This is a genomic window from Polynucleobacter sp. 73C-SIWE, from assembly GCF_018882465.1.
GTDB lineage: Bacteria > Pseudomonadota > Gammaproteobacteria > Burkholderiales > Burkholderiaceae > Polynucleobacter.
The window spans coordinates 328,336-353,304 of sequence record NZ_JACVOK010000001.1 but is presented as its reverse complement, the minus strand read 5'-3'; the positions used below and the strand labels follow the sequence as shown (position 1 = coordinate 353,304).

Sequence of the window (24,969 nt, the reverse complement as noted above, 5' to 3'; positions counted from 1 at the left end):
AAAATATGACGAACGCTTATCTCTGGATTAAAACTTTCCATATTGTCTTGATTACTTCATGGTTTGCGGGCCTGTTTTATCTACCACGCATCTTCGTGAACTTGGCTGATGAGAAAAATATAGATGCTCATGTACGCCTTATAGGTATGGCCGATCGCCTCTTTCGATTCATGACTATCTTGGCTGTGCCAGCTGTTCTACTTGGCTTAATACTCTGGCTGTATTTTGGGATTGGTGCTGGCGATATCTGGATGCATGCGAAGTTATTTTTTGTTTTATTAATCATCGGCTATCACCACGCATGCTATGGTTTGCTCAAGAAATTTCGTGCTGGAGTGAATATAAAGTCTGGTGTTTGGTATCGCTGGTTTAATGAAGTACCAGTCATTTTGCTAGTGATTGTTGTTGCGCTAGTTCTGTTTAAGCCCTAAGTACGATCCTATTTTTCCTGATTACCCTTTTTAGATTGTTAGCCCCATGAGATTTTTTGTTGTTTGTCCAGGCGGTTTAGAAGTACCGCTGGCTCGGGAGCTTGCAGAGATTGCCGCACGCCCGGATTCTAAGGCGCTAGGTACTTGGGTGATTGATCCAACACCAACTAGCCCAACAGGGGGTATTGGTCTTGCAGCGCCGATTTCTGCGGCCATGGCCTTGAATTTACATTCCAGAATTGCAAGCCGTGTTTTGTTGCAAATGGCACAAGCACCTTATAGGCAAGAAGAGGACCTTTATAAATTGGCTAGCGGCTTAGCCTGGGAAGATTGGTTTACCTCTAAACAAACCTTGCGGGTTGATGTTACTGCCCACCGCTCTCCGCTAAAAAGTTTGAACTTTGCGACGCTCAAAATTAAAGATGCCATCGTAGATCGCTTACGAGATGTTACTGGTGATCGTCCCAGTATTGATACAGCCTTTCCAGATGTGCGTGTTCAGGCGCACTTAACTGCAACCCAAATTACCATTTACTTAGATACTTCCGGCGAGGCTCTCTTTAAGCGCGGTTGGCGGGATGAAAAGGGCGATGCACCTCTTAAAGAAAACTTAGCTGCCGGTATTTTATCGATCACTGCTTGGAAGCCTGGCCAGTCTTTATTTGATCCAATGTGCGGTAGCGGTACATTTTTGATTGAGGCTGCTCAAATGGCACTCTCTATTCCGCCGGGAGCGATTCGGGCGGGAATGTATGGCGATGATGCCAAGCCTAGTAGATTAGCTTATCGCCCACTCGTCACATCTGCAAACGGCTTTAGCTTTCAGAGACTGAAGCCCTTTAATGAAGCGGCTGAGCAAAAGCGCTGGGGTAGTTTGAAAGAAGCTGCACTGGCGCAAATGCTAGAAAAGCGTAAGCAATATCCAGATGTAGATTCCTTAAAAATTAGTGGCGGAGATATCAATGAAAAATTAGTCTCCATGTTTAGGGGTAATTGGCAAAGAGCGCAGTTGCCAGATCAACCGCTGGTACGTCAGGTTGATGCTCTAGCAAGTAAGCCCCCAATGAATGCTCAGCAAGGCGTGATGTTATTAAACCCGCCTTATGGTGAGCGTCTTGTCATTAAAGGCGGTAGAGGTGGCGGCACACAGGATCGTGACTCTAGTGATGTCGAGTATGGTGCTGAACCAGAGAATCGTTTTGAGATGAACTTAGAAACAGGCCGTCAGAGTGCCAAGCGATCTAGCCGCGAGTCTTTGAAGAAGCTTCAAGCCCAAGAGGAGCAAGATCCTAAGTTTGTAGAGTTCTTACGCCAATTTGGCCAACACCTGAAAGATACTTTTGGTGGATGGAATGTCTTTGTATTGACTGCCGATATGGCTTTGCCTGGACAGTTGCGTATTAAGGAATCTAAGCGTACCCCATTATTTAATGGCCCACTAGAGTGCCGTTTATTTAAGTTTGAGATGCATTCAAAGCGGCCTTCTTCGAGTGAAGACTAAGCACTTTAAAATAAAGCTACTAGTGATTAAATCCTAAAGAAATAGAGCGGAGAGTAATGCAATGGAATTTAAAACCTATATGTGTCTGATCTGTGGTTGGGTCTATGATGAGGCGGCCGGCTTGCCTGATGAGGGCATTGCTCCAGGGACCCTCTGGAAAGATGTGCCAATGAATTGGACCTGTCCAGAATGTGGTGCCCGTAAGGATGATTTTGAAATGATGGCGATTTAATTAGGAACTCATAATGGCAAAGGTAGATCAAAACGAGATTTTATTTGAGCGTGCTCAAAAGACAATTCCGGGTGGCGTGAACTCACCGGTGAGGGCATTTCGTCAGGTGGGTGGTACACCCCGTTTTGTTACTAAAGCCAAAGGCCCTTATTTTTGGGATGCCAACAATAAGCGTTACATTGATTTGATTATGTCTTGGGGCCCTATGATTGTTGGGCATGCAAACCCAGAAGTTGTCGAGGCAGTACAAAAAGCGGCAGAAACCAGTTTTAGTTATGGCGCTCCAACCGAGGGCGAGATTGAATTAGCAGAGCGTATTTGCGCCGTAATGCCTAGCGTTGAGCAGGTCCGCATGGTTTCGAGCGGTACCGAGGCAACAATGAGCGCCCTCCGTCTTGCGCGCGGCTATACCGGTCGTGACTTAATTATTAAATTTGAAGGCTGTTATCACGGCCATGCAGACAGTCTTCTGGTTAAGGCGGGCTCTGGCTTATTAACCTTTGCCGACTCTACTCAAAACGCACCATCCTCTGGAGGTGTACCGCAAGACTTGGTAAAGCACACATTGGTATTGCCATATAACGATGTAGCTGCGATTGAAGAAGTCTTTAAGAAGCAGGGTGATCAGATTGCTGCTGTGATCTTAGAGCCTATTGCTGGCAATATGAATTTGATTAAGCCCTCCAAAGAATTTTTATCTGCGATTCGTAATCTCACAAGCAAGCATGGCAGTGTATTGATTTACGACGAAGTAATGACAGGTTTTAGGGTTGCCTTAGGCGGTGCTCAGTCTTTGCAAGGCATTACCCCTGACCTGACTTGCTTAGGCAAAGTTATGGGCGGTGGTATGCCCATGGCAGCTTTTGGCGGGAAAAAAGAAATCATGTCAAAGCTTGCACCATTAGGTAGCGTTTACCAGGCAGGCACTTTATCTGGTAATCCAGTGGCTGTGGCGGCAGGCCTGAAGAGTCTAGAGATTATTTCTAGAGATGGTTTTTATGAATGCCTAGGCGGACAAACTCAAAAGCTCATGACTGGTTTGAAGCAAGCGGCTGACAAGGCAAATATTCCATTTTCAGTCGATAGCGAAGGCGGTATGTTTGGTTTCTATTTTACGAGTCAGATACCAACTTCCTACGAGGCGGTGACTAAATCAGATGTTGAGGCATTCAAGAAATTTTTTCATCTGATGCTTGATGAGGGTGTGTATCTTGCACCATCAGCTTACGAGGCTGGGTTCACCTCCATTGCGCATGATAATGAAGTGGTCAATGCCATCATTGCTGCAGCTGAGAACTCATTTAAGAAGCTCTAACCCAGTAATTACATTCTGAGTGGATGGTCATATCCATTCACCTGAATAATCTCAAGGCTTTTCGAATCTTTATTGGAGTCTGCAATTTCTAGGGCTGTTAATTTTCCGCCCCAAACGCATCCGGTATCTAAGCCAATCACATTATTGCGTCGTAATAATCCTAAGGTAGACCAATGACCAAAATAGATGAGGGCGTTAGCGGTTTTGCGCTTAGGTACTTTAAACCAGGGAATGTAACCCTTGGGACCATTCTCTAAGCCTTCTTTGCTGTCAAACTCCATCTGACCGCTTGGCGTACAAAAACGCATACGGGTTAGCGCATTGGTGATGACACGTAGGCGCTCATAACCTTTTAGCGAGTTACTCCATTGGTTGGGAGTATTGCCATACATATTGGCTAAAAATTGCTTATAGGATTTACTGCGCAGGGCTTTTTCAACCTCTTGAGCACATTCAATTGTTTGCTGTAAGTCCCATTGTGGGAGAACGCCGGCATGCACAGTAAGCACTTTGCCATTACTGAGCGCCATCGGCCGATTACGCACCCAATTGATGAGTTCTTTGCGATCAGGCGCTTTGAGAATGGCATCAACTGTATCTAAACCTTTAGGATTGCGAACGCCAGCATCAATCGCCAATAGATGAAGATCGTGGTTTCCTAAGATACATTCAGCACGGCCAGATTCTTGTAAGGATTTGAGTTGCCTTAGGGCGCCAAGAGAGTTCGGCCCGCGATTAACTAAATCCCCTAAAAAAATCATTTTGGATTTCTTAGGAAGACTTTTTACTAAGGCTTTAAGTGAGGGGGCGCATCCTTGGACATCGCCCACAGCATAAATTTTGCTCATCTCTTATCTTAGTGGAAAAGCATCCCTCAGACGATTACGCATTCACTTTTTTTACTACGCTATAGCGCACTAAAGTTTTCTTACGCGCTTCGTCGTGATCAACAACAGGTAGGGGATAATCTCTGCCTAAGACTATGCCAGCAGCTTCAAGCTCAATATGACCAGCTTTCCAAGGTGCATGAATCGATTTCTTTGAGAGCTTTTCAAGTTGGGGTAGATAGCGCCTGATGAATTTTCCTTCAGGATCAAATTTCTCTGATTGAGTGATGGGATTGAAAATACGGAAATAGGGTTGGGCATCGCAACCTGACGAAGAGGCCCATTGCCAGCCGCCATTATTGGATGAGAGCTCAAAGTCATTGAGATGTTCCGCGAAATAAGCTTCGCCCCAGCGCCAGTTAATACCTAAATCTTTAGTCAGAAAGCTGGCCACCACCATGCGTAGGCGATTGTGCATATACCCACTCTGGTTGAGTTGATGCATTGCTGCGTCAACTAGTGGATAGCCTGTCTTACCTTCACACCAGGCTGCAAAGAGTTTCTTAGCGTTGGCGCCACTTTCCCAAACAATATTGTCATAGTCTGGTTTAAATGAGGCACCTTTAGCAAGCCTTGGATGGTTAGCCAAAATCATGAAATAAAAATCGCGCCAAATGAGCTCGCTTAACCAAATCGTAGCGCCCATACTTCCAGCTAGCATACGACGGTGTGCTTCGCGCACCAGACCTCTAATAGAGAGCATGCCAAAGCGTAAATGGGTTGATAAATAACTGACCCCTTTAATAGCGGGAAAGTCTCTACCAATTTGATACTGATCAATGCGGGAAAGAAAGTCTTCTAAAAATGCTTGCCCACCCTCAGAGCCAGGCATCAAATAGGCTTCAATACCAGTAGGGCAAAAGCCCATCGATTCCAGGGAGGGGAGTGGGGAGTCTAGCTTTTTAGGAATAGCGGCAAATTGACCTGGCCGAGCCTTGCATTCATGAGCAGCTAAATCTTTTTCTTGCAGCGTCTTGAGCCAATTATTTTTATAAGGAGTGAAGATGGAGAAAACAGTATTAGAGTTGGTAAGAATTTCTTTTTTCTCAAAAATTACTTGATCTTTAAAATCTTCAAACTGAATATTGAGTTTTTGTAATGCAGCTTTAACAGACTCATCCCTTGCAATCGCAGATGGTTCGTAATCATGATTGGTAAAGACAGTATCAACATCCAGTTCTTTAGCAATCTGCGGAATGCATTCAAGGGGTTTACCAAAGCGAACAATGAGACCTCCGCCCATGGTGCGTAGCTCTTCATCAATTTGTTTTAGACCTTGCCAAATAAAATCAACACGGCGCTCGTGTTTTAAACCTTTAGCATCTAGCTCTCCCTGGATCAGGGGCTTCAGAATGTCAGTATCAAAAATGAAGCTCACCCAGACCTGTTTGGCCTCTTTTAGGGCGTGGGAAAGTGCGGCATTGTCATATAGGCGAAGATCGCGACGGAGCCAAACCAGAGCTTTTTGCATAGCCCCTATATTAGGGCCAATTTGCGGGGGCTGCTGAAGGGTGAATATCTAGACGGGTTAAGATCGATAGTAATTATGGATACGATCTTTTTTATTCTTTCGAAGGCGGTGCAATTTTGTATTGAGCCGCTGAACTGGATCATTGTTTTCGTTTGCCTTGGCTTGCTCTTTTTAGGATTGAGAAAACCCCATCTTTGTAAGCACTTTTTAGTATTTGCTCTTCTAGATCTGCTGATTGTCGGATGGCTACCTGCATCTGAGCTATTGCTAAGACCTCTTGAGGATGCCGTTCCAAAGACGTATATTGAAAAACTATCACCAGATGATTTTGGTGGCATTATCATTTTGGGTGGTGCAATAGAAGGAGGGAATATTGCAACCGAGCGTGGTGAGATTTCTATTTATTCTTCTGCTGAGCGGGTAACTAAGGCTTTCGAGCTTATTCGTAAGTACCCAGACTTACCTTTCATCTTTAGTGGATTTTCTGGCCGCATTACACCAAAAGGCGTATCTGAGGCCGAGGCATTCAAACAGCTCATCAAAGAGCAAGGGTTAGCGGATAGACCAGGTTATTACGAAAACCAATCCCGCAATACCTATGAAAATGTCCTTTTCATGAAACCAATGATTGCCGAGATTGGGCAAGGTAAAGCTGGAAAGCCATGGCTTTTAATTACCTCAGCAAGCCATATGTATCGGTCTACATTAATTTTCCATCAACAGGGAATTGAGGTCCTTGCTGTTCCGGTCGATTACCAGACTGCCAGGAGTCCTCAGTGGACGGCATTTGATTTAGTAGATGGGGCTCAAAACTGGAATAAGCTGACTCATGAATATATTGGTCTTTTTGCGTATTGGGTTACTGGAAAAATTTAGATATTCTGTAAAATAGACTGATATGACTTCGGCTAAAAAAGCACCCTCTGCTTCAGACCCAGCGTCTGTGCCAGAACCATCAATTTCTTTTTCAGCCAGCCATTTAGCAAACCAATTTTTAGTTGCCATGCCTGGTATGGACGATCCTAATTTTGCAAGGTCTGTGATCTATCTTTTTGAGCATACTGATAGGGGTGCAATGGGCTTGGTGGTGAATCGACCAACTGAATTGGATCTTGGAACTTTATTTGACAAGATTGAGTTGAAATTAGAAATTACACCCTTATTAGATCAGCCAGTGTATTTTGGTGGTCCAGTGCAGGTAGAGCGCGGCTTTGTTTTGCATGAATCTATTCCGAGCCCATCTTATAGCTCTTCATTAATTATCCCCGGTGGATTAACTATGACGACCTCTAAAGATGTTTTGGAGGCTGTTGCCATCGGAAATGGACCCCGCAAGTTTTTGATGACCTTAGGCTATGCCGGATGGAGTGCTGGACAGCTTGAAGAAGAGATCACTTTAAATGGGTGGATGAATGTACCGCTCTCACGCCAACAAATGGTCGATATTATTTTTGATACGCCCTCAAGTCAGCGCTATGAAAAGGCCATGAGTCATTTAGGCTTTGATCCCTCGCATTTATCTGGGGAGGCAGGGCATGCCTGACTCAATCAATAAGCCGATGACGATACTGGCTTTTGATTATGGAACGCGTCGGGTTGGTGTGGCAGTAGGCAATACAGAGACAAGAGCAAGTCAGGCGTTGAAGATTATTGCCGCTCCAAATGCAGATGGACTGTTTAAAGAGCTTGAAAGCCTTTTGAAAGAGTGGCAACCCGATCAGATTGTCGTGGGCCTTCCCATTCATCCTGATGGCGCTGAACATGAAATGACTGCTCGGGCTAAGCGCTTTGGCAATCAGTTACACGGGCGCTTCAATTTACCAGTGATTTGGGTGGATGAGCGCTATACATCAGCAGTTTTAGAGGGCGATCCTCAGATGCACGACAATCTAGATGCGCATTCTGCCGCGCTCATTTTGGAGCAGTATTTTGCAGAAAACAAATAAGCACCGGATATAAAGAATGAACGCTGAATCCTTATACAAAAAATTACTAGAAAACTTGCAAAGCAGGATGCAATGCGGACCTTTTGAGCTGGCTGGTTTGGCTATGGGTGGCGCATGGATTGCAGAGCGCTTAGCAAAAGATTTAAATCTGCCCCACTTTGGTGTAATTAATGTCGCCTTTCATCGGGATGATTACGCAGAAAAAGGAATGACTGCCTTGAGAACGGCAAGCACTATGTCCACTCAATTACCATTTGATGTGAATGGGGCAAATATTATTCTGATTGACGATGTCTTGCTTACGGGTAGAACAGTCAGAGCAGCATTGAATGAATTATTCGACTTTGGTCGACCCGCCCAAGTTGAGTTAATGGTCTTAGCCGATCGAGGTAAACGTGAATTGCCTATCTCTGCAAATTTTGTGGGGGAAGCAATTCAGGTTCCAGACCAACAAATTTTAGTATTAGAAAAAGATGCGGCTGGCAAGTTCAGCTTTCTGCTTGAGGAGCGTGAATAATGAGCGCGGTGAATCAATTTAATTCAGCCGGTGAGTTAACCCATCTTCTGACTCTTGAGGGTTTACCTAAAGAGCAAATTCTACACATTCTGGATACTGCTAAGCAGTTTGTCAGTGTTACCGACCCCTCTAGAGAAGTTCGAAAAGTTCCTTTGCTGCGCGGTAAGAGTGTTTTCAATCTTTTCTTTGAAAACTCAACTCGTACAAGAACCACTTTTGAGATTGCTGCTAAACGTCTATCTGCTGATGTTATTAACTTAGACATTTCTACTTCATCTACCGCTAAAGGCGAAAGTCTTCTCGATACGATTGATAACTTAGTGGCGATGCAAGCAGATATCTTTGTAGTACGGCATAGCGTTTCTAAAGCACCAATTGAAATTGCGAACCATGTACCTTCGCACGTGCACGTGGTGAATGCTGGAGATGGTAGTAATCAACATCCTACCCAAGGCCTCCTGGATATGTATACGATGCGTCACTTTAAGCAGAATTTTAAAGGCTTGAAGGTGGCGATTATTGGCGACATTGTGCATAGCAGGGTGGCCAAATCTAATATTCATGCTCTGACTACATTGGGCTGCGAGGAGATTCGCGCTATTGGCCCTGAAAGCTTGCTGCCAAGCGATCTAGATATGTTGGGTGTCAAGATTTATCACAGCATGGAAGAGGGCCTGAAGGATGTCGATGTGGTGATGACATTGCGTATCCAGAAAGAGCGTATGGAAGCTGGGCAGGTACCCGAAGGAGAGGCCTTCTTTAAGCAATATGGTTTAACGCCTGCGCGCCTAGCTCTGGCTAAATCGGATGCGATAGTTATGCATCCAGGGCCAATGAATCGTGGAGTTGAGATTGATTCAACGGTTGCGGATGGTCCTCAATCTGTTATTTTGAACCAAGTAACTTTTGGGATTGCTGTGCGTATGGCCGTGATGTCAATTGTTGCTGGTAATTAAAAAATCTAACTGGGATTTTTAGTGAGTGCGGATATTCCTGCAGTAACCGAAAAAAAGCGTTGGTTGATTTTGTCCCATGCTTTCAATATGGATGGTCGCGCTGCTAGTCTGACTATTACCGATAAGATCCCCTATTTTTTAGAGGCCGGTATTGAGCCAATAGTATTAAGTGCGATTACCGGACTTAAGGATCAGCGTTTTCCGCATTATCAATATATCGCTTGGGGACCCTCTGGTTTTCGTTTTGACTTTCGCCATTGGGTTGCCAATAAGTATGGGCGGGGTTGGTTTTATAAGTTAACAACTAGAACAGTTTCAATATTGCTTGCCCCATTTATTGCGATTGAAAAGCTCTGTTTAGGCTATTCCAGTCAGTGGTCTTGGTCGCTGCCAGCTTTCTTGCATGGTTACAGATTAATTCGAGCAGGCAAAGTAGATGTAGTGCTATCAGTTGGCAGTGCTTGGTCAGCTCATTTAGCAGGTATCTGGTTAAAAAAAGCCACGGGTATTGAACTCATTTCAGAGGTGCATGATCCGTTAGTGATTCGCAAGGATCCAAATGATCAAGGTTTTGAAAAGCCCAAGAATCGCGATGCACGTTTTCGACACTATCTAGAAAATCAACTGACTCGTTATTCAGATAAGGTCTGGTGGTTTACTGATGGCGCTCTGCATTACGCTAAAGTACGTAATCCTAATCTTAATACTCAAAATAATGCACATGGTTTTGTAGTGACTCCAGGCGCATACCCGCCTGGTAGTCGTAGAGCCAATCAAGCGCATGAGTACACGGATAAATTCAATTTATGTCATTTTGGTTCCTTGGCAAATGATCGCTCGCTCTCAACTATTCTCAAGGCCCTAGTCCCTTTATTTAAAAAATATCCCCAAGCACGTGACTGTATTCGGGTTCATGCATATGGGGCGCCACTGGATTCGTTATCGATAGCAGCTGTTGAGGAGTTTGGATTTGGTGATGTCCTCTTGGCGCATGGCAGACTGGAGATTGATCCTGTTACCGGAAAATCAGGACGCGAACGTGTCGCAGAAAAGATGCAAGATGCCGATGTATTGATTCTGCTGCACGGCAACGATGAGTGGTGCGCAGAATATATCCCCTCTAAGTTTTATGACTATCTCTGGACTGGCAGGCCAATTTGGGGAATTACCCATCGCAACCCTCAACTTGATCAAATGCTATTAGATCGCGGTGCTTATTTGAGCGCTGAGGGCGATTCTGAGGGTATTTCGATGGCACTAGAGAGAATTTGGTTAGACTGGCAATCAAAGTCTTTGATAGTGCCTGCATGGAAGCCAATTGGCGTAGATCAGGCAGTAAATACCATATTGACTCAGGTGCAGGCTCGCTAAAAATTACCACAGGAAAATCGCTTGAAAGATTTTGTTCTCTACTGTAAATCCTATTCAAGGGATTTTTTGCGCCTCAAGCGCCTGCTTGAGTCTGTTACTCAATTTAATGCTGACCACTTAGATTTTTATATTTCCACACCAAAGAGTGATAAAGCTCTGTTGGACGAGGTCTTAGGTCAAGATGGATATATTTGGGTTGCGGATGAAGAGATTGTTGCTGCCAATCCTAAGGCTGAATTTGCACAATACCAAGCAATGTCTGGTGGCCTATCTCAGCAAATTATCAAATCGGAATTTTGGCGCCTAGGGTTTGCGGAGAATTACCTGTGTTTAGACTCTGACTCTCTTTTTATTCGGAAATTCTATCAATCTGATTTTATGTCTGGTGACGGCACACCCTATACCGTGCTTCATCAGAATAAAGAGCTCTTTCAACTGGCAACCAATCGCGGCCAAGAAAAGGTAGAAAGAGATCTTCGGCAGGAGGCAGAGCGTGTAAAAGCACTATTTGATCGTCAGGGGCCAAATTTTTACTGTGCTCCTGCTCCATTTATTTGGTCTGCCAAAGTATGGCAGTCACTTGAGCGGGAGTATCTAAACCCCAAAGGCATAAGTCTGTGGGCGCTCATTGGTCCACAACTACCTGAGACTTTAATTTATGGCGAAGCATTACTGAAATATCGTGCGATTCCATTAATTGCGATTGAGCCTCTATTCCGAACCTATCACTATGACTGGCAGTATTTCTTAATGAGACGTTTAGGTGAGACGAAGACTAATGTGGCGCAAAATTATTTAGGCATTATTTATCAGTCTGCTTGGGAATTAGAGCTTACTCTTGGGCAATCCCAGAAGTCTCTGCTCTCTCAACTTCTTAAGCGCCTTAAGCGCTTTGGGCGCTATTTGCAGAGCTATCTCTAATGACGCAACCAGTTATTAGTGTTTTGATGCCAGCATTTAATGTAGAAAAATACATTGCCGCTGCTATTGAGAGTATCTTAAATCAAACCTTTGCTAACTTTGAGTTGATTATCTTAGATGATGGCTCTAGCGACGGGACTGCCAAGATCATAGATTCTTACTCAGATATTCGTATAAAGAAAGTATTTCTCTCGAAAAATCAGGGCTTAGTTAGCGCCAGAAATTCCTTAGTGAGCATGGCGCAGGGAAAGTATGTTGCCTTTTTAGATTCGGATGATATAGCGAGCTCACAGAGACTAGAGGAGCAACTACAATATTTACAATCTAATAATCTTGACCTTTGTGGAACAGATCATTGGGTGCTTCACCAAAAGACAGGCAAGATTAAGCGCTCAAAACAACGTCATTCGGATGCTGACATTCGTGCCATGATTTCTGTATGTAGCCCACTATGTAATCCATCGGTCATGGGGCGTACAGAAGTTTTTAAAAAGACCCCCTATTTACCTGGTAACGACGGAGCAGAAGATTATGCAATGTGGGTGAATTTGGCTTTGGAGGGATGCACATTTGGCAATGTGCCCAATAATCTAATTACCTATCGAGTGCATGCAAATCAAATTAGCCAAGTTCAAAACTCTAACGTAAATTCTATTTTTGATAGATGTAGAGCTAAATATCTTGATTCTTTAGGGATTGGTGTCGAATTGACTCCGAGAAGATTGCCTTGGTCAGACAGATTAAAAACAGGCGGGCAATTTTTATTGGAGCTAAATAAAAAGATACCTGGGATTTCAGTTGGGGCTAATTACCAAATCTATTCGCGTTTTCAGTTTCGTAGTAATGGTATTTGGACCCCCTTTACTCGAACTGAGCGCTTGCTTATTTCTATATTTGCATCGCTTTGCGGTAAGTTTGTTTACTAAGCTAGAGCTTTTTAAATTCTTTGCCAGTGTGACGGCAGCAGATCATCCCACTTCTTATCTACATCGTTAGTCCATCCTTTTGGCGCAATGACATATGGGTTTTGATCAACACTAAGCCAGGCGCTCCACCAACTCAAGGAGCTATTTGCGATTAAGTGCCGCTGACATTGAGTCATTAAGAATAATTCTTGAATTGGAGCGGTTTTTTCATCAGTAGTTTCAATATAGGTAATTTTTTCTTGATGTGGCAGATTCGCTTTTGCCCAATCCAGATCATCCGAAAAGACAAAAAAGTGAGTATGAGCATCATTCTCTAAAAGCAGTCGCATGCCATTTTGATAGTAGTCTAGGCCCAAAAAGCCATGTGCTTTTGCTGCAACTGGTAAATTTACATAATCTCCTCTGCGAATGTGAATCATTGCAGATAAGCAGCCTTTTATTTTCTCCAAATAGATTTGGTATTGCGGAGATAGTTGGTTAATGGGGCGTATCTCATGAATGAGTTTTTGGCGAATTGAGTCAAAGTAGCGAAATGATTGCCAATAGCCCATTAGATAAATATCTTGATTTTCAAATGGTTTAAATTGAGTGAGGGCGGGATTAAATCGGTAGGGTCGATCATTCAACACATAGGGGTTGAGCGGAAGAATTTGCTGGGCTATACGTCGCCATCTCCGTGGAGATTGAATGGGTGGGGAGACTTGAGTTGTTTCAAGTTGAACCTTGAGGAAGGGTAGTAGAAACTCTCTAGGGGTAACATCGATCCACTCATGGTTGAACCAATCAATATCTACCAGCAATTGCCCTCCGAGGCGTTCGCTTAAGGCTTTTCCAGTGGCATACTGGAACAGTTGGTTGCCGAGGCCGCCTTGGATTTGGGTGGTAATTTTCATGTCCCTATAATTAAAGCATTAATTAGATGGGTCAAAGGCCCTGATTGTTTTCCCGAGATTCTAATTTATGGGTAATTTATGCTGAATGGCAGTATTTATGGGTGGGAGAACGGCGACGATGACATTTTTGATCTTCACAGCCCTCGCAACCGCGACAACTGCTTAGAGCCAATGCGTCTTATGAATGTCATGGGACGCCAAAGCGGAATATCTTTGCACACTGCGGATGTCAGTGAGCGCAATCACATCATCCCCGATTTTTCTCTGTATGTGGAATCAATTGATTTTGTGGCATCTCCAGCCAAGAGGAATTATCTGATTTTGTATGAAACGCCCTTAACGGTCCCTAGAAACGCTAGTTACTACTATTTAAATCAGTTTGACTTTATTTTTACTTGGGACAAAAAGTTATTGAATGATGGCTTGAGGGATGACAAGGCAGGCTTTATTCCTCCTAATCGTTTTATTGAAATCCATCATCCCAATCCAATTCCGGCAGAAAGCCGCCCTGACTTCCAAAGTCCGAAATTTAATCAGCGTAAAGATTTTGTATGTTTGATTGGCAGCAATCGACATGCGAATCTTTTGGATGAGCGTGAGCTGTATTCAGAGCGAGTCAAAGCAATTAAGTGGTTTGAAGCACATGCGCTTAATGACTTTAAGCTTTATGGTAACGGCTGGAATGTGCCACAAAAAAGGTTTGGTCATTTAGGTAAGGCTCGTTACCGCATGGAGAAGATTATTCCTTGGTTGCTAGGAAAGCCAGTGTTTCAAAGCTATCAAGGCCCTGCAAAAACAAAGTACGAAGTTTTAAGTAAGACCAAGTTTTGCATTTGCTTTGAGAATGCCCGAGACATTCATGGCTATATCACTGAGAAGATTTTTGATTGCCTATTTGCAGGTTGTATTCCAGTCTATTGGGGTGATGCTGAAATTAGTAAATCCATTCCGGCTGAATGCTTCATCGACTTTCGGCAGTATCGGTCTTATTCTAAGTTGTACGAACATCTCAAAACGATGACTTCTACTCAGTTTTCAAGGCATCAAGAAGCTACCAGAGATTTTTTGCAAAGCATTCAATTTGAGCGCTACAGTTCAGAATCTTTTGCTGAAGTGGTTATCAATAAAATTATTCAAGATTTTGCATTGGCTTAGTGATAATAAAATACTCTTTCGTATAAGATGCTCCTATTACTCTAGCAAACATGATAAAAGCCTATAGAAAACCAATTGCTGAAGCCAAAATTTTATTGGCGGGACCGGTACGTAATGCGTCTAGCCAAATTGAGGATGATTTTCGAAAGCTGCTAAGTAGTCTGGACCAATTTAAAGAAGTTTTTTGTTTGGTGGTTGAAAGTGATTCAGATGATGATACAGTTTTGCGACTTGAGAAATTTTCAAAAGAGTTTAAGAATTTCTCTTTTATTAGCGTTGGAAATTTAAGTAAAAAACTTTCCAAACGAACTGATCGTATTGCCTATTGCCGCAATCTGATTATTGATGCTGTTGCTGCTGATCTGAAATACTCCAACATAGACTTTATTGCTATGGCAGATATGGATGGGATGAATGGCCTTATTACTCGTGAAAAAATTACTCAATGCTGGGATTTAGATGAGCCGTGGGACGTGGTCACCGCTAATCAGCTTGGTGAGTATTATGATATTTGGGCATTAAGTCACCCTTACTGGAACCCAATTGATTGCTGGGAGCAAAAGCGCCAACTTGAAGCTATCTTGGATGAAAAAGCCGCACAACATATTTCAGTAGGGTGTAAGCAGGCTGCAATTGATTCTAGAGCTGATCCTATAGAAGTCGATTCTGCTTTTGGTGGCCTAGGTATTTATAGACGCGAGGCTTTCCTAGCGGGTAGATATGCTGGCACTGATGATTTAGCTGGCGGAATAGATGTCGCCGATCATACGCCGTACCACAGAGAGTTACGTCAAAAAGGCTTCCGTATTTTTATAAACCCTGCCTTAATTAATTGCGATAAAACTAAGTCCCCGGGAGATATTATCGAGGATGCTCCTATACCTAAGGCTAGCGGCGCTTTAAAATTAGCAAAGAAGTTCGGAATTTTCTTATTTGGTAAGAAGCGATTTAATAAGTATCTGCAAATGATGCAGACTCCTTAAGTGCATATTCGGTAGATCGATTACATGATATTAGTGACAGGTGGCGCAGGATTTATTGGCGGTAATTTTGTATTAGATTGGCTATCTAGTTCAAGTGCTGAAGGTATTGTTAATTTAGATAAGTTAACCTATGCAGGTAATTTAGCCACCCTAGACTCTCTAAAAAATGATTCCCGTCATATGTTTGTTCATGGCGATATTGGTGATAAAGAGTTAGTTACTAAATTACTAAAAGAGCATCAACCCCGCGCCATCATCAATTTCGCTGCCGAAAGTCATGTAGACCGCTCTATTCATGGCCCAGCTGAGTTTGTGCAAACCAATATTGTCGGCACCTTTAATTTATTGGAGTGCGCTCGTGAATATTGGAATACTCTTCAGGGCAATGCAAAAGAAACATTTCGCTTTCATCATGTCTCAACTGATGAAGTTTATGGTTCTCTATCTGCAAGTGATCCCGCATTTACTGAGATCAATTCCTATGAGCCTAATAGTCCATACTCGGCCTCTAAGGCAGCCTCTGATCATCTGGTCCGCGCTTGGTTTCATACTTATGACTTTCCAGTCGTGACAACCAATTGCTCGAATAACTACGGCCCTTATCACTTTCCTGAGAAATTAATTCCATTGGTGATTCTCAATGCCTTGAATGGCAAGCCCTTACCTATCTATGGCGATGGTCAGCAGATTCGTGATTGGCTCTATGTAGGCGATCATTGCTCTGCGATTCGTGAAGTCTTGGCCAACGGAAAATTAGGTGAGACCTATAACATCGGCGGCTGGAATGAAAAGGCGAATTTGGATGTAGTCAAAACAATTTGCCGCATTTTGGATGAGCTTAAGCCTCGCACCGATGGAAAGTCTTATGCCGAGCAAATTACTTTTGTAAAGGATCGCCCTGGACATGATCGTCGTTATGCGATTGATGCGAGCAAAGTAGAGCGTGAGCTTGGTTGGCATCCTGCCGAAACATTTGATACCGGCATTCGCAAGACAGTGCAATGGTATTTAGATAATCCAGTTTGGATCGAGGGCGTAGTCAGCGGCTCCTATCGCGACTGGTTGCAAAAGCAGTACAACTAGACTTTAATAAAGCACACATGAATATCCTCGTATTTGGTAAGGATGGTCAACTGGGTAAGGCATTTCAGAATCTTATTCCGAAGATAGCACTTTCTCTTAATACTCGTGTTCAATATATTGGCCGCAATCAATGCGACTTAAGTAATGCCATCGCTTTAAGCAATCTTCTGAAGGTGTCTCAGCCAGATCTCATGATTAATGCTGCTGCCTATACGGCTGTGGATAAAGCGGAGGCTGAATCTGAACTGGCATATGCAATCAATGCCGCTGCTCCTGAGATGATGGCGCAATATGCCACAAAACACGGTAGTACTCTCCTGCACTACTCAACAGACTATGTGTTTGATGGTCAAAAAGAAGGGCCATACATTGAAGGCGACCAGCGTAGACCATTAAGTGCTTACGGTAAGAGCAAAGCTGCAGGTGAAGAGGCTATCGAAAAAGTCTTTACTAATTGCTCTTCTGGTCAATACGCCATCTTTCGAACGAGCTGGGTATATGGTGATGGTGCTAACTTTATTAGGACCATATTGCGTCTAGCCAAAGAGCGCGAAGAGCTGAAAGTGATTTGTGATCAATATGGCGTGCCAACGAATACTGACTGGCTAGCCCAAGTGAGCTTGGATTTAGTTTTGGATTCACAAGCTGGTCTCAGAAAATTCACCTCAGGGATTTATCATGCGGTTCCATCTGGGAAAACCAGCTGGTATGAACTCGCCGTTCTAGCTGCGCAGGCAGCACTGGATGCCAATATTGCTCTCAAGTTGAAACCACAAGACATTCAGTCGATCCTAGCCGCACAATACCCAGCAGCAGCCCCTAGACCAGCTAATTCATGTCTGGATAACTCCAAATTCCGCTTAGCCCTAGAAGAAGATGGTGATATGTCAAAATTGCAGCATTGGAATAAGGCTTGGACAAAAGAAGTTCAGACTTATGTTGCTGGACTTGCAAGAGATGGACTTATTTAGGGGTTGAATGTATGGCAGTAAATCGTAAGGGTATTATTTTGGCTGGCGGATCAGGCACGCGTTTATATCCGGTTACCCAAGCCGTCTCGAAGCAGCTGATGCCGGTCTACGACAAGCCCATGGTCTATTACCCACTGAGTACTTTGATGCTCGCTGGCATTCGCGATATTTTGCTCATTTCTACGCCTCATGACACCCCTCGTTTTTCTGAATTGCTAGGTGATGGGTCGCAATGGGGTCTCAATATTGAATACTGTGTGCAGCCCTCTCCGGATGGTTTGGCACAAGCATTTACTTTAGGCAAGCACTTTGTTGGTAATAATCCGAGCGCTTTAGTACTCGGCGATAATATTTTTTATGGCCATGAGTTAGTCGATCAACTGAATAGTGCGCACGATCGTAGTTTGGGTGCTACTGTTTTTGCCTATCACGTGAATGATCCCGAGCGCTATGGTGTTGTAGAGTTTGATAAGGATTACAGAGCCCTTTCGATTGAAGAGAAGCCTAAGCAGCCTAGAAGTAATTACGCAGTAACTGGCCTGTATTTTTATGATAATCAAGTGTGTGATATCGCAGCCTCTATTAAGCCAAGCGCTCGTGGTGAATTCGAAATTACTGATGTCAACCGTGCCTACTTGGATAAGAATGAACTTAGTGTAGAAATTATGGGGCGTGGTTTTGCTTGGCTAGATACCGGCACACATGATTCTTTATTGGATGCCGCTGGATTTATTGCGACACTGCAAAAGCGCCAAGGCTTGATGGTAGCTTGTCCTGAAGAGATCGCCTATCGTCAGGGCTGGATTAGTGCTGAAGTAGTACAAAAAGTTGCCGCTCAATTAAGTAAGAATAGTTATGGTCAGTACTTGAACAAAATTCTGAATGAGCTCAATAGTTCTGCCCAGCCAATATCCTTCTCTACAAAGAAGGTAAATAAATGAGTACGCCTGCCAATCTGCGGATAACACCTACAGCAATTCATGATGTATTGGTGATTGAGCCAAAAGTATTTGGCGATGAACGCGGCTGGTTTACAGAATCTTTTAATGCGGCTGATTTTGCAGTTACCACAGACTTAGATGTTGAGTTTGTACAAGACAATCACTCATTCTCTCGTCAATGGACTTTGCGTGGTTTGCACTATCAGTTAGAGAAAATTCAGGGTAAGTTGGTGAGAGTAGTGGCAGGAAGTGTTTTTGATGTGGTCGTCGATATTCGCAAAGATTCACCAACGTATGGTAAGTGGGTAGGCCTTGAGCTGAGCGCTGAAAATCATCAGCAATTATGGATTCCGCCAAAATTGGCTCATGGCTTTTTAGTTCTCTCAGACACCGCTGAGTTTTTATATAAAACAACCAATTACTATCATCCGCAAAGTGAAGCCTGCCTTGCTTGGAATGATCCAACTGTAGGGATAGAGTGGCCCTTGCCAGCCGGTATTGCACCTAATATGAATGCCAAAGATTTGGCCGGCCTCTCTTGGGAAAAAGCGCCAAAGTTTTAATGGCTATTCAGAGTTCATCCCCTAAAATATTATTGGTAAAGCTATCCTCGCTTGGGGACATTCTGCACAATTTACCGCTAGTTTGGGATTTGCGTACTCGTTTACCAAATGCCCAAATTGATTGGGTGGTAGAAGATGGCTATGTGCATCTTCTAGAACCTCTATTAAGTAGAGATAGTTTTAAAGGTATTGATCACATCATTCCTTTTGGTTTACGCCGTTGGAAAAAAAAGATATTGAGTCTTAACTCCTGGAAAGAGTTGTTTTCTTTTCAGAAGAGGCTTCAAGAATCTTCTTACGACATCGTGATTGAAACTCAGGGCTTGCTGAAATCTGCCCTAGTGTGCTTTCTTGCTAAGAAAAATCCCGGCGCTGTTATCGCAGGCTTAGCCAATGCTACCCAGTACTCTGGCTATGAGCCACTCGCTAGATTTTTCTATAGTCGGTGTGTTCAGGTTCCCATTGATTGCCATGCGGTTGATCGTTCCCGTCGGGTGATGTGCGCTGCATTAGATTGGCCTCTAGTTCAGCGCTCTACTGCCCCTCAGTTTTATCCTCAACAGTTTCTTCAGAGCTTGTCTGAAAAGACGCTTCCAGAATTACAAAAACCCTATGTGCTTTGTTTTCATTCAACCGCCAGAGAGGCAAAGCGTTGGGCTAATGAGAACTGGGTTGCTTTAGGAAAAGCACTTGCTCAGCGGGGATATCAGCCGGTTTTCCCATGGGGTAGCCCATCTGAAAAATGGATTAGCTTTGAGCTAGCCAGTCAAATTCCTGGGGCAATCGTTCCCGCTGCATTTTCAATCGAAGAGGCATTCTCAGTGATTGCAGGTGCCGCACTTACTGTGGGTGTCGATACTGGCTTGACTCATCTAGCGGCAGTCTTAGGAAGGCCTACGGTGGAGATTTATTGCGATTCACCCCAGTGGAAAACTGAGGGCTATTGGTCAGAACATATTCGCAATTTAGGGGACATGCAAGCACCGCCTAGTGCGGCGGAGGTTATTAAAGCCTCCTTCGAGCTATTAGCGTAGTAGGCTATTAATCGAAATCAGATCTTCATCAGTTAATGCAGCGGCATGTGCTTTTAGCTTAATTGCATTGAGAATAGTGTTGTAACGTGCTTGCTGTAGCTGTGATCTAGTAGTGATCAGAGTATCTAAAGCAATCAAAACATCAATATTAATTAAGGTACCAACCTGAAATCCGAGTTTGCTAGATTCAAGAGCAGAACTTGAGGAACGTTCTGCTGCTTCAAATGCTTTAACGCTTGCTAGCCCGCCATAAAATCCTGTAAATGCAGAGCGCGTATTTTGAGCTGCAGTACGCCGTGCATTGTCATAGTTTGCTTTTGCTTGATCTACTAGCGCAGCATTTTGACGAATGACTGAAGTGCTAAATCCACCCGATACCAGTGGAATAGTCATTTGTAAAGCGATAGTATTGTTGTAAACATTCGTATTAGTTGGTGTGTAGCTATTCGGCGTTCCATTTGAAGTGTTATAGCCACTTGTACCAACAAAGTTTACTGAGGGGTAATTTAGCGCCTGCGCTGCTCGATAAGTGCTCTCAGCCAAACTGACAGTGAGCTGCCCAGCTAGCACGCTAAAGTTTGCGGCTTCCGCTTGATTAATCCAATCATCTAAAGTTTGACCCGGTGGTAATTGCGGATTTACTGATTCGGCAAGCGGAACGCCTTTAGCATCTTTATTTTTAGAGCGAGGATCCTTCAGTACGCCATCAATTTTGGCTTCCTTCACCAAAGGCTTAAGAGGGCCTACTGGATGCCCTACTAATTGCTCTAATACTCCGCGCTTCACGATCAAATCGGCTTGCGCAGCAATTTCTTGGGAGTTTGCAAGATCCAAGGCGGCCTGTGCTGTGTTGACATCAACAATAGTCGCTAGTCCTGCATCAAACTTTGCTTGGGCAATATCAAGTTGCTGTTTGATCAAACCTTTTTTATTGCGATATAGCTCAACATTGTCTTGACTAGTGAGCGCGTCAAAATAGGCCTGAGAAACCCGAATGATTAAATCTTGCTGCGCTAAATAGAAGCGCATGTCTGCAATTTTGGTATTGAGATCACCTTGCTTGAAAGCCTCAAGGGCGCTCACGTTAAATACTGGTTGCGTTAAGGTGACGGTATAGCTCTTTTGATCAAATACGCGCGAGTTACCCGGTAAGCTGGATACTGCCGTGTTGCTGGCTCCATGTTGGAAGTAGCGGGTACCAGTTGGAGTGGCATTTGCTTGAGGAAGTAGCAGAGAAAGACCCTGCCAATACAGTTCTTTGCTAGCTTGATAGTTAAAGCGTGCTGCATTTAATACTGGGTCACTAAAAGCTGCCTCTTGATATAGCTGAATTAAGTCAGCTAACTGTCCTTTTGCATCGCCTGCCTTATTCCCTGTCACATTTGAGGGTGCTGAGGTATTTGGAAGTGCCGCCTTTGTTGGAGGCATTACAAACTGAGGTGGTTGCTCTAAACCAATGAGCGAGGAGGCGGTCATTGGAGTTGGTAACGCAGGCCTTACGGCCTCGTTTGCACTTTGGGCAAAAACGCTTGTAGCGCAAGAAATGAAGCCGAACGCCTGGCTCAGGATTAAACCAATTGTGGTTATCTGAGAGCGTTTAAAGCGGGCTTTGGTCATCTAATTCGGATACTGTTCAATATGCCATGCAGTTTAAGGCTAATTTATCAGGAATGCCTGTTTAGGGGCCATTTTGCCAAATACTCGGGGATATATAGGGATGCCTATAAAATTTGCGGATGGATCTATATTTGTTACTCAAGGCAGTCATTCTGGGGGTGGTGGAGGGCTTAACCGAATTTTTGCCGATCTCCAGTACTGGCCACCTGATTTTAGTTGGCGACTTATTAAATTTTAATGATGAGCGGGGCAAGGCCTTTGAGGTCATTATTCAGTTTGGCGCGATTTTGGCCGTCTGCTGGGAGTTTCGGGAAAAGCTTTTGAAGGTTGCCCTATCCTTTACCAGTAGCTCAAATTCTCGCCGCTTTGTCTTCAATCTTCTGATTGCCTCAATTCCTGCGATGGGCTTGGCATTCTTATTTGGAAAATATATTAAGGCGGTTCTTTTTGCCCCGATTCCGGTAGCGAGTGCTTTCATTGTTGGCGCTCTCATTATTTTTTGGGCAGAGCGTCGTCAAGAAAGAGCGAGCCTAGCAAAGAGTCATATTCATTCTGTGGATGATCTTTCATCATTAGATGCGTTTAAGGTTGGGTTAGCGCAGTGCGCTGCATTAATTCCTGGCACTTCGCGTTCAGGTGCAACCATTATTGGTGGAATGTTATTTGGCTTGCCACGTACGGTGGCCACCGAATTCTCTTTCTTCCTGGCTATCCCTGTTATCGGCGGTGCAACGGCTTACGAGTTATTAAAGCTTTGGAAAAATCCCGTGGCGATCTCTGGTGAATTTGGCTTAGCAATTATCATTGGTTTTATAGCCGCCTTCATCTCTGCATTTATATGCGTGCGCTGGTTAATTCATTATGTCGCTCACCATAACTTCATTCCATTTGCCTGGTACCGCATTGCCTTTGGACTTTTAGTCTTGATTACTGCATACACCGGCTTGATTGCTTGGTCATATTAACAATAAAAAATATTCAGAATACGGAGCTAAAGATGGATTCATCGATTGACGCAATTACTAATAATATTCAGTTAGCACTGGCCCCAGTCTTTTTGCTAACCGCAGTAGCTACCTTAGTGAATGCAATTTCAACACGTCTTGCCCGGTCTGTTGATCGTATGCGAGCCATAAAACAGGCAATTCACCGGGGTGATGTCAAGGATGAAGAAACTATTCAATACATGCGTAAGGAGGCAGATGAAGCGAAGACCCGTGGCCGCCTATGTACGGCAGCTATTTTTTTCGTTGTCCTAAGTGGGGTCTTTATCTCTCTGACTGTGCTGGAGCTCTTTTTCTTTCAGGCTGGCGCAGTCCGCTCTCTACAAACAACGTACGTCATCTGGACCTTTGTATTGGGTCTGATATCCTTTATGACATCCTTATCGATTGTGCTCGCCGAAGTGGTTTATGCATACCGCTCAGCAGGGTGGAATTCTCCTAAACATTATTAATTTCAATACCAACTCTTCATTTAAAAAAGATTCACTATGAACAAAATCCTCATCACTGGTGGCGCTGGTTTCTTAGGCTCTCACTTAACCGAGAAACTCTTAAAAGAGGGTAATGATATTTTAGTAGTAGATAACTACTTCACTGGTTCCAAAGAGAACTTGGCTCATTTATTGCCTAACCCCCGTTTAGAACTCATGCGTCATGATGTGACCTTTCCACTCTATGTAGAAACCAATCAAATCTATAACTTAGCTTGCCCAGCATCACCAGTGCATTACCAATACGATCCCGTACAAACTACCAAGACCAGTGTGCATGGCGCAATTAATATGCTTGGCCTTGCTAAAAGAACTAGAGCACGCATCTTGCAGGCCTCTACGAGTGAGGTGTATGGAGATCCAGAGGTGCACCCTCAGCCAGAGAGTTATTGGGGCAAGGTAAACCCAATTGGCATTCGCTCTTGTTATGACGAAGGTAAGCGCTGTGCTGAAACCCTCTTTTTTGATTACAACCGTCAGCACAATTTAGATATCAAAGTGGTTCGCATCTTTAATACCTATGGTCCTCGTATGCATCCCAATGATGGGCGTGTAGTGAGTAACTTCATTGTGCAGGCTTTGCAGGGTAAAGACATCACAATCTATGGCGATGGCCAGCAGACCCGAAGTTTTTGCTATGTCGATGACTTGATTGATGCCATGGTTAAAATGATGAACTCGGAGCAGGGATTTACTGGGCCAGTCAATATTGGTAATCCCGGTGAGTTCACGATGTTGCAGTTAGCCGAAACAGTGCTCAAACTCTCGGGAAGCAAATCAAAAATTATTCATCAACCACTGCCATCAGACGATCCGAAGCAGCGCCAACCCAATATTGAGCTAGCCAAGGCAAAGTTAGGTTGGCAGCCTAAGGTCAATCTAGAGGATGGCCTGAAAGAGACGATTGCTTACTTTAAGAAAGTCGTAGCTTAAGTTGACGCAATCAGAGTCACAAAAATCAGAGAAACGTTTTGAGCGCATTCGCTCCTTTGTCCTAAGGGCTGGACGAACAACTGGAGGACAGCAGCGCGCTCTAGATGAGCTGGGCCCTCAATACCTGATCCCCTTTCAGGAGCAAGCTTTAGATTTGGTCGCAGCATTTCAAGGATCTACCAATCCCAAGATTTTGGAAATTGGATTTGGCATGGGTGAAACCACTGCCAAGATTGCAGCTCTTCGTAGTCAAGATGACTTTCTGGCGATTGAGGTTCATACACCAGGTGTGGGCGCACTCCTTAAACTCATTGGTGAAAATAACCTTAGTAATTTGCGTCTCATACGTCACGATGCCGTTGAGGTATTGGAAAAAATGATTGCACTAAACTCCTTGGATGGCATTCACATTTATTTTGCAGATCCTTGGCACAAGAAGCGTCATCACAAGCGTCGCCTGATTCAATCTCCATTTGTGAAGTTATTAGTATCCAAATTAAAGCCAGGTGCCTATCTTCATCTGGCAACTGATTGGCATAACTATGCAGAGCAGATGCTCTTGGTTTTGAATGCCGAAACTACTTTACAAAATACTTCGGCTAATAGAATTAAGGTAGAAACATTTTCCAGTGAAGAAGCTGCCAAGTCAGGTGAAACTGTGAATGAATTTAAGCCGTCTCTTGAGCAACTGAGTTCAGAGCATTTAGGCTATGTTGAAAGACCATCTTATCGACCCATTACCAAGTTTGAGACACGGGGTATCAAGCTAGGGCATGGTGTCTGGGATTTGGTTTACCAGAAAAAGTAAGCCTTAGCGGGTTAATGGT

The 24,969-nt window shown here is 43.9% G+C and carries 27 protein-coding genes; 23 read left to right on the top strand and 4 right to left on the bottom strand.

Going from position 1 to position 24,969, the window contains the following annotated elements; all coding sequences use genetic code 11:
- Positions 1–5 precede the first annotated feature (5 nt).
- From ICN17_RS01840 to hemL, 4 genes are all read left to right on the top strand, one after another.
- Entirely contained in the window at positions 6–431 is a 426-nt protein-coding gene (locus tag ICN17_RS01840) for a CopD family protein (protein ID WP_216235931.1), read from the top strand.
- Positions 432–477: 46 nt separating this feature from the next.
- A complete protein-coding gene (locus ICN17_RS01835; RefSeq protein ID WP_216235930.1) occupies positions 478–1,932 on the top strand; it encodes a class I SAM-dependent RNA methyltransferase in 1,455 nt (484 codons plus the stop codon).
- A gap of 61 nt (positions 1,933–1,993) precedes the next feature.
- Positions 1,994–2,164: a rubredoxin gene (locus ICN17_RS01830; protein WP_068947854.1), complete on the top strand. Its 171-nt coding sequence runs from the start codon at positions 1,994–1,996 to the stop codon at positions 2,162–2,164.
- 13 nt (positions 2,165–2,177) lie between these two features.
- Positions 2,178–3,479 (top strand): glutamate-1-semialdehyde 2,1-aminomutase, encoded by a 1,302-nt coding sequence (gene hemL / locus ICN17_RS01825; RefSeq protein ID WP_216235929.1) that lies wholly within the window; start codon positions 2,178–2,180, stop codon positions 3,477–3,479.
- 8 nt (positions 3,480–3,487) lie between these two features.
- On the opposite strand, the gene ICN17_RS01820 is transcribed toward hemL, so the two are convergent.
- Together ICN17_RS01820 and ICN17_RS01815 are read right to left on the bottom strand one after the other, a co-directional pair.
- Positions 3,488–4,327: a symmetrical bis(5'-nucleosyl)-tetraphosphatase gene (locus tag ICN17_RS01820; protein ID WP_216235928.1), complete on the bottom strand. Its 840-nt coding sequence runs from the start codon at positions 4,325–4,327 to the stop codon at positions 3,488–3,490.
- 34 nt (positions 4,328–4,361) lie between these two features.
- Positions 4,362–5,837, bottom strand: coding sequence for a deoxyribodipyrimidine photo-lyase (locus tag ICN17_RS01815; RefSeq protein ID WP_216235927.1), 1,476 nt, complete (start codon positions 5,835–5,837; stop codon positions 4,362–4,364).
- 75 nt (positions 5,838–5,912) lie between these two features.
- Between ICN17_RS01815 and ICN17_RS01810 the strand changes: the two genes are divergently transcribed.
- The 8 genes from ICN17_RS01810 to ICN17_RS01775 all read left to right on the top strand — a co-directional run bounded on the left by ICN17_RS01810 (position 5,913) and on the right by ICN17_RS01775 (position 12,474).
- Positions 5,913–6,713 (top strand): YdcF family protein, encoded by an 801-nt coding sequence (locus ICN17_RS01810; protein ID WP_216235926.1) that lies wholly within the window; start codon positions 5,913–5,915, stop codon positions 6,711–6,713.
- 127 nt (positions 6,714–6,840) lie between these two features.
- Positions 6,841–7,380: a YqgE/AlgH family protein gene (locus ICN17_RS01805; RefSeq protein ID WP_255538317.1), complete on the top strand. Its 540-nt coding sequence runs from the start codon at positions 6,841–6,843 to the stop codon at positions 7,378–7,380.
- Positions 7,373–7,783 (top strand): Holliday junction resolvase RuvX, encoded by a 411-nt coding sequence (gene ruvX, locus ICN17_RS01800; RefSeq protein WP_216235924.1) that lies wholly within the window; start codon positions 7,373–7,375, stop codon positions 7,781–7,783. The genes ICN17_RS01805 and ruvX overlap by 8 nt, the downstream gene beginning before the upstream one ends.
- Positions 7,784–7,799: 16 nt before the next feature.
- Positions 7,800–8,300 (top strand): bifunctional pyr operon transcriptional regulator/uracil phosphoribosyltransferase PyrR, encoded by a 501-nt coding sequence (pyrR, locus tag ICN17_RS01795; RefSeq protein ID WP_216235923.1) that lies wholly within the window; start codon positions 7,800–7,802, stop codon positions 8,298–8,300.
- Positions 8,300–9,256, top strand: a complete 957-nt coding sequence (locus tag ICN17_RS01790) for an aspartate carbamoyltransferase catalytic subunit (protein ID WP_216235922.1) — start codon at positions 8,300–8,302, stop codon at positions 9,254–9,256. Before pyrR ends, ICN17_RS01790 begins: the two co-directional genes overlap by 1 nt.
- A 21-nt stretch (positions 9,257–9,277) precedes the next feature.
- Positions 9,278–10,627 carry a hypothetical protein gene (locus ICN17_RS01785; RefSeq protein WP_370625932.1) on the top strand — a complete coding sequence of 450 codons (1,350 nt, stop codon included), beginning with the start codon at positions 9,278–9,280 and terminating at the stop codon, positions 10,625–10,627.
- Between the two features lie 21 nt (positions 10,628–10,648).
- Positions 10,649–11,548 (top strand): DUF6492 family protein, encoded by a 900-nt coding sequence (locus ICN17_RS01780; protein ID WP_216235921.1) that lies wholly within the window; start codon positions 10,649–10,651, stop codon positions 11,546–11,548.
- Complete coding sequence (locus ICN17_RS01775; protein ID WP_216235920.1) at positions 11,548–12,474, top strand: glycosyltransferase family 2 protein; 927 nt, start codon at positions 11,548–11,550, stop codon at positions 12,472–12,474. Before ICN17_RS01780 ends, ICN17_RS01775 begins: the two co-directional genes overlap by 1 nt.
- A gap of 11 nt (positions 12,475–12,485) precedes the next feature.
- Here the strand turns inward: ICN17_RS01775 and ICN17_RS01770 are convergent, their stop codons facing one another.
- The gene (locus tag ICN17_RS01770) at positions 12,486–13,367 is read right to left on the bottom strand and encodes an alpha-1,2-fucosyltransferase (protein ID WP_216235919.1); all 882 of its coding nucleotides are present in this window, start codon (positions 13,365–13,367) and stop codon (positions 12,486–12,488) included.
- Positions 13,368–13,445: 78 nt separating this feature from the next.
- Between ICN17_RS01770 and ICN17_RS01765 the strand changes: the two genes are divergently transcribed.
- The 7 genes from ICN17_RS01765 to waaC are packed head-to-tail and all read left to right on the top strand — an operon-like array spanning position 13,446 to position 20,097.
- Positions 13,446–14,522, top strand: a complete 1,077-nt coding sequence (locus tag ICN17_RS01765; RefSeq protein ID WP_216235918.1) for a glycosyltransferase family 10 domain-containing protein — start codon at positions 13,446–13,448, stop codon at positions 14,520–14,522.
- A 50-nt stretch (positions 14,523–14,572) separates the two neighbouring features.
- Entirely contained in the window at positions 14,573–15,505 is a 933-nt protein-coding gene (locus ICN17_RS01760; protein ID WP_216235917.1) for a hypothetical protein, read from the top strand.
- A 24-nt stretch (positions 15,506–15,529) separates the two neighbouring features.
- Positions 15,530–16,588 carry a dTDP-glucose 4,6-dehydratase gene (gene rfbB / locus ICN17_RS01755; protein WP_216235916.1) on the top strand — a complete coding sequence of 353 codons (1,059 nt, stop codon included), beginning with the start codon at positions 15,530–15,532 and terminating at the stop codon, positions 16,586–16,588.
- 17 nt (positions 16,589–16,605) lie between these two features.
- On the top strand, positions 16,606–17,559 hold the full coding sequence (gene rfbD, locus ICN17_RS01750) for a dTDP-4-dehydrorhamnose reductase (protein ID WP_216235915.1): 954 nt from the start codon (positions 16,606–16,608) through the stop codon (positions 17,557–17,559).
- Between the two features lie 11 nt (positions 17,560–17,570).
- Positions 17,571–18,500 carry a glucose-1-phosphate thymidylyltransferase RfbA gene (rfbA, locus tag ICN17_RS01745; RefSeq protein WP_216235914.1) on the top strand — a complete coding sequence of 310 codons (930 nt, stop codon included), beginning with the start codon at positions 17,571–17,573 and terminating at the stop codon, positions 18,498–18,500.
- Positions 18,497–19,063, top strand: coding sequence for a dTDP-4-dehydrorhamnose 3,5-epimerase (gene rfbC / locus ICN17_RS01740; RefSeq protein WP_216235913.1), 567 nt, complete (start codon positions 18,497–18,499; stop codon positions 19,061–19,063). The genes rfbA and rfbC overlap by 4 nt, the downstream gene beginning before the upstream one ends.
- Positions 19,063–20,097, top strand: coding sequence for a lipopolysaccharide heptosyltransferase I (gene waaC / locus ICN17_RS01735; RefSeq protein WP_216235912.1), 1,035 nt, complete (start codon positions 19,063–19,065; stop codon positions 20,095–20,097). The genes rfbC and waaC overlap by 1 nt, the downstream gene beginning before the upstream one ends.
- On the opposite strand, the gene ICN17_RS01730 is transcribed toward waaC, so the two are convergent.
- Entirely contained in the window at positions 20,089–21,714 is a 1,626-nt protein-coding gene (locus ICN17_RS01730; RefSeq protein WP_216235911.1) for a TolC family protein, read from the bottom strand. The two genes, waaC and ICN17_RS01730, sit on opposite strands and share 9 nt — an antisense overlap.
- Positions 21,715–21,833: 119 nt before the next feature.
- On the opposite strand from ICN17_RS01730, the gene ICN17_RS01725 reads away from it, so the two are divergent.
- From ICN17_RS01725 to trmB, 4 genes are read left to right on the top strand one after another with little or no spacing between them, the layout of a single operon-like run.
- On the top strand, positions 21,834–22,679 hold the full coding sequence (locus ICN17_RS01725; RefSeq protein WP_216235910.1) for an undecaprenyl-diphosphate phosphatase: 846 nt from the start codon (positions 21,834–21,836) through the stop codon (positions 22,677–22,679).
- 32 nt (positions 22,680–22,711) lie between these two features.
- A complete protein-coding gene (locus ICN17_RS01720) occupies positions 22,712–23,170 on the top strand; it encodes a DUF2721 domain-containing protein (protein WP_216235909.1) in 459 nt (152 codons plus the stop codon).
- Positions 23,171–23,206: 36 nt separating this feature from the next.
- Positions 23,207–24,142: a UDP-glucuronic acid decarboxylase family protein gene (locus ICN17_RS01715; protein ID WP_216235908.1), complete on the top strand. Its 936-nt coding sequence runs from the start codon at positions 23,207–23,209 to the stop codon at positions 24,140–24,142.
- 1 nt (position 24,143) lies between these two features.
- Entirely contained in the window at positions 24,144–24,950 is an 807-nt protein-coding gene (gene trmB / locus ICN17_RS01710) for a tRNA (guanosine(46)-N7)-methyltransferase TrmB (protein WP_216235907.1), read from the top strand.
- The last annotated feature ends 19 nt before the right edge of the window (positions 24,951–24,969 follow it).

Bases quoted from the DNA above. Each gene is read 5' to 3' on its own strand.
- ICN17_RS01840 (WP_216235931.1), top strand. From the start codon at position 6: ATGACGAACGCTTATCTCTGGATTAAAACTTTCCATATTGTCTTGATT.
- ICN17_RS01835 (WP_216235930.1), top strand. From the start codon at position 478: ATGAGATTTTTTGTTGTTTGTCCAGGCGGTTTAGAAGTACCGCTGGCT.
- ICN17_RS01830 (WP_068947854.1), top strand. From the start codon at position 1,994: ATGGAATTTAAAACCTATATGTGTCTGATCTGTGGTTGGGTCTATGAT.
- hemL (WP_216235929.1), top strand. From the start codon at position 2,178: ATGGCAAAGGTAGATCAAAACGAGATTTTATTTGAGCGTGCTCAAAAG.
- ICN17_RS01820 (WP_216235928.1), bottom strand. From the start codon at position 4,327: ATGAGCAAAATTTATGCTGTGGGCGATGTCCAAGGATGCGCCCCCTCA.
- ICN17_RS01815 (WP_216235927.1), bottom strand. From the start codon at position 5,837: ATGCAAAAAGCTCTGGTTTGGCTCCGTCGCGATCTTCGCCTATATGAC.
- ICN17_RS01810 (WP_216235926.1), top strand. From the start codon at position 5,913: ATGGATACGATCTTTTTTATTCTTTCGAAGGCGGTGCAATTTTGTATT.
- ICN17_RS01805 (WP_255538317.1), top strand. From the start codon at position 6,841: ATGCCTGGTATGGACGATCCTAATTTTGCAAGGTCTGTGATCTATCTT.
- ruvX (WP_216235924.1), top strand. From the start codon at position 7,373: ATGCCTGACTCAATCAATAAGCCGATGACGATACTGGCTTTTGATTAT.
- pyrR (WP_216235923.1), top strand. From the start codon at position 7,800: ATGAACGCTGAATCCTTATACAAAAAATTACTAGAAAACTTGCAAAGC.
- ICN17_RS01790 (WP_216235922.1), top strand. From the start codon at position 8,300: ATGAGCGCGGTGAATCAATTTAATTCAGCCGGTGAGTTAACCCATCTT.
- ICN17_RS01775 (WP_216235920.1), top strand. From the start codon at position 11,548: ATGACGCAACCAGTTATTAGTGTTTTGATGCCAGCATTTAATGTAGAA.
- ICN17_RS01770 (WP_216235919.1), bottom strand. From the start codon at position 13,367: ATGAAAATTACCACCCAAATCCAAGGCGGCCTCGGCAACCAACTGTTC.
- ICN17_RS01765 (WP_216235918.1), top strand. From the start codon at position 13,446: ATGCTGAATGGCAGTATTTATGGGTGGGAGAACGGCGACGATGACATT.
- ICN17_RS01760 (WP_216235917.1), top strand. From the start codon at position 14,573: ATGATAAAAGCCTATAGAAAACCAATTGCTGAAGCCAAAATTTTATTG.
- rfbB (WP_216235916.1), top strand. From the start codon at position 15,530: ATGATATTAGTGACAGGTGGCGCAGGATTTATTGGCGGTAATTTTGTA.
- rfbD (WP_216235915.1), top strand. From the start codon at position 16,606: ATGAATATCCTCGTATTTGGTAAGGATGGTCAACTGGGTAAGGCATTT.
- rfbA (WP_216235914.1), top strand. From the start codon at position 17,571: ATGGCAGTAAATCGTAAGGGTATTATTTTGGCTGGCGGATCAGGCACG.
- rfbC (WP_216235913.1), top strand. From the start codon at position 18,497: ATGAGTACGCCTGCCAATCTGCGGATAACACCTACAGCAATTCATGAT.
- waaC (WP_216235912.1), top strand. From the start codon at position 19,063: ATGGCTATTCAGAGTTCATCCCCTAAAATATTATTGGTAAAGCTATCC.
- ICN17_RS01730 (WP_216235911.1), bottom strand. From the start codon at position 21,714: ATGACCAAAGCCCGCTTTAAACGCTCTCAGATAACCACAATTGGTTTA.
- ICN17_RS01725 (WP_216235910.1), top strand. From the start codon at position 21,834: ATGGATCTATATTTGTTACTCAAGGCAGTCATTCTGGGGGTGGTGGAG.
- ICN17_RS01720 (WP_216235909.1), top strand. From the start codon at position 22,712: ATGGATTCATCGATTGACGCAATTACTAATAATATTCAGTTAGCACTG.
- ICN17_RS01715 (WP_216235908.1), top strand. From the start codon at position 23,207: ATGAACAAAATCCTCATCACTGGTGGCGCTGGTTTCTTAGGCTCTCAC.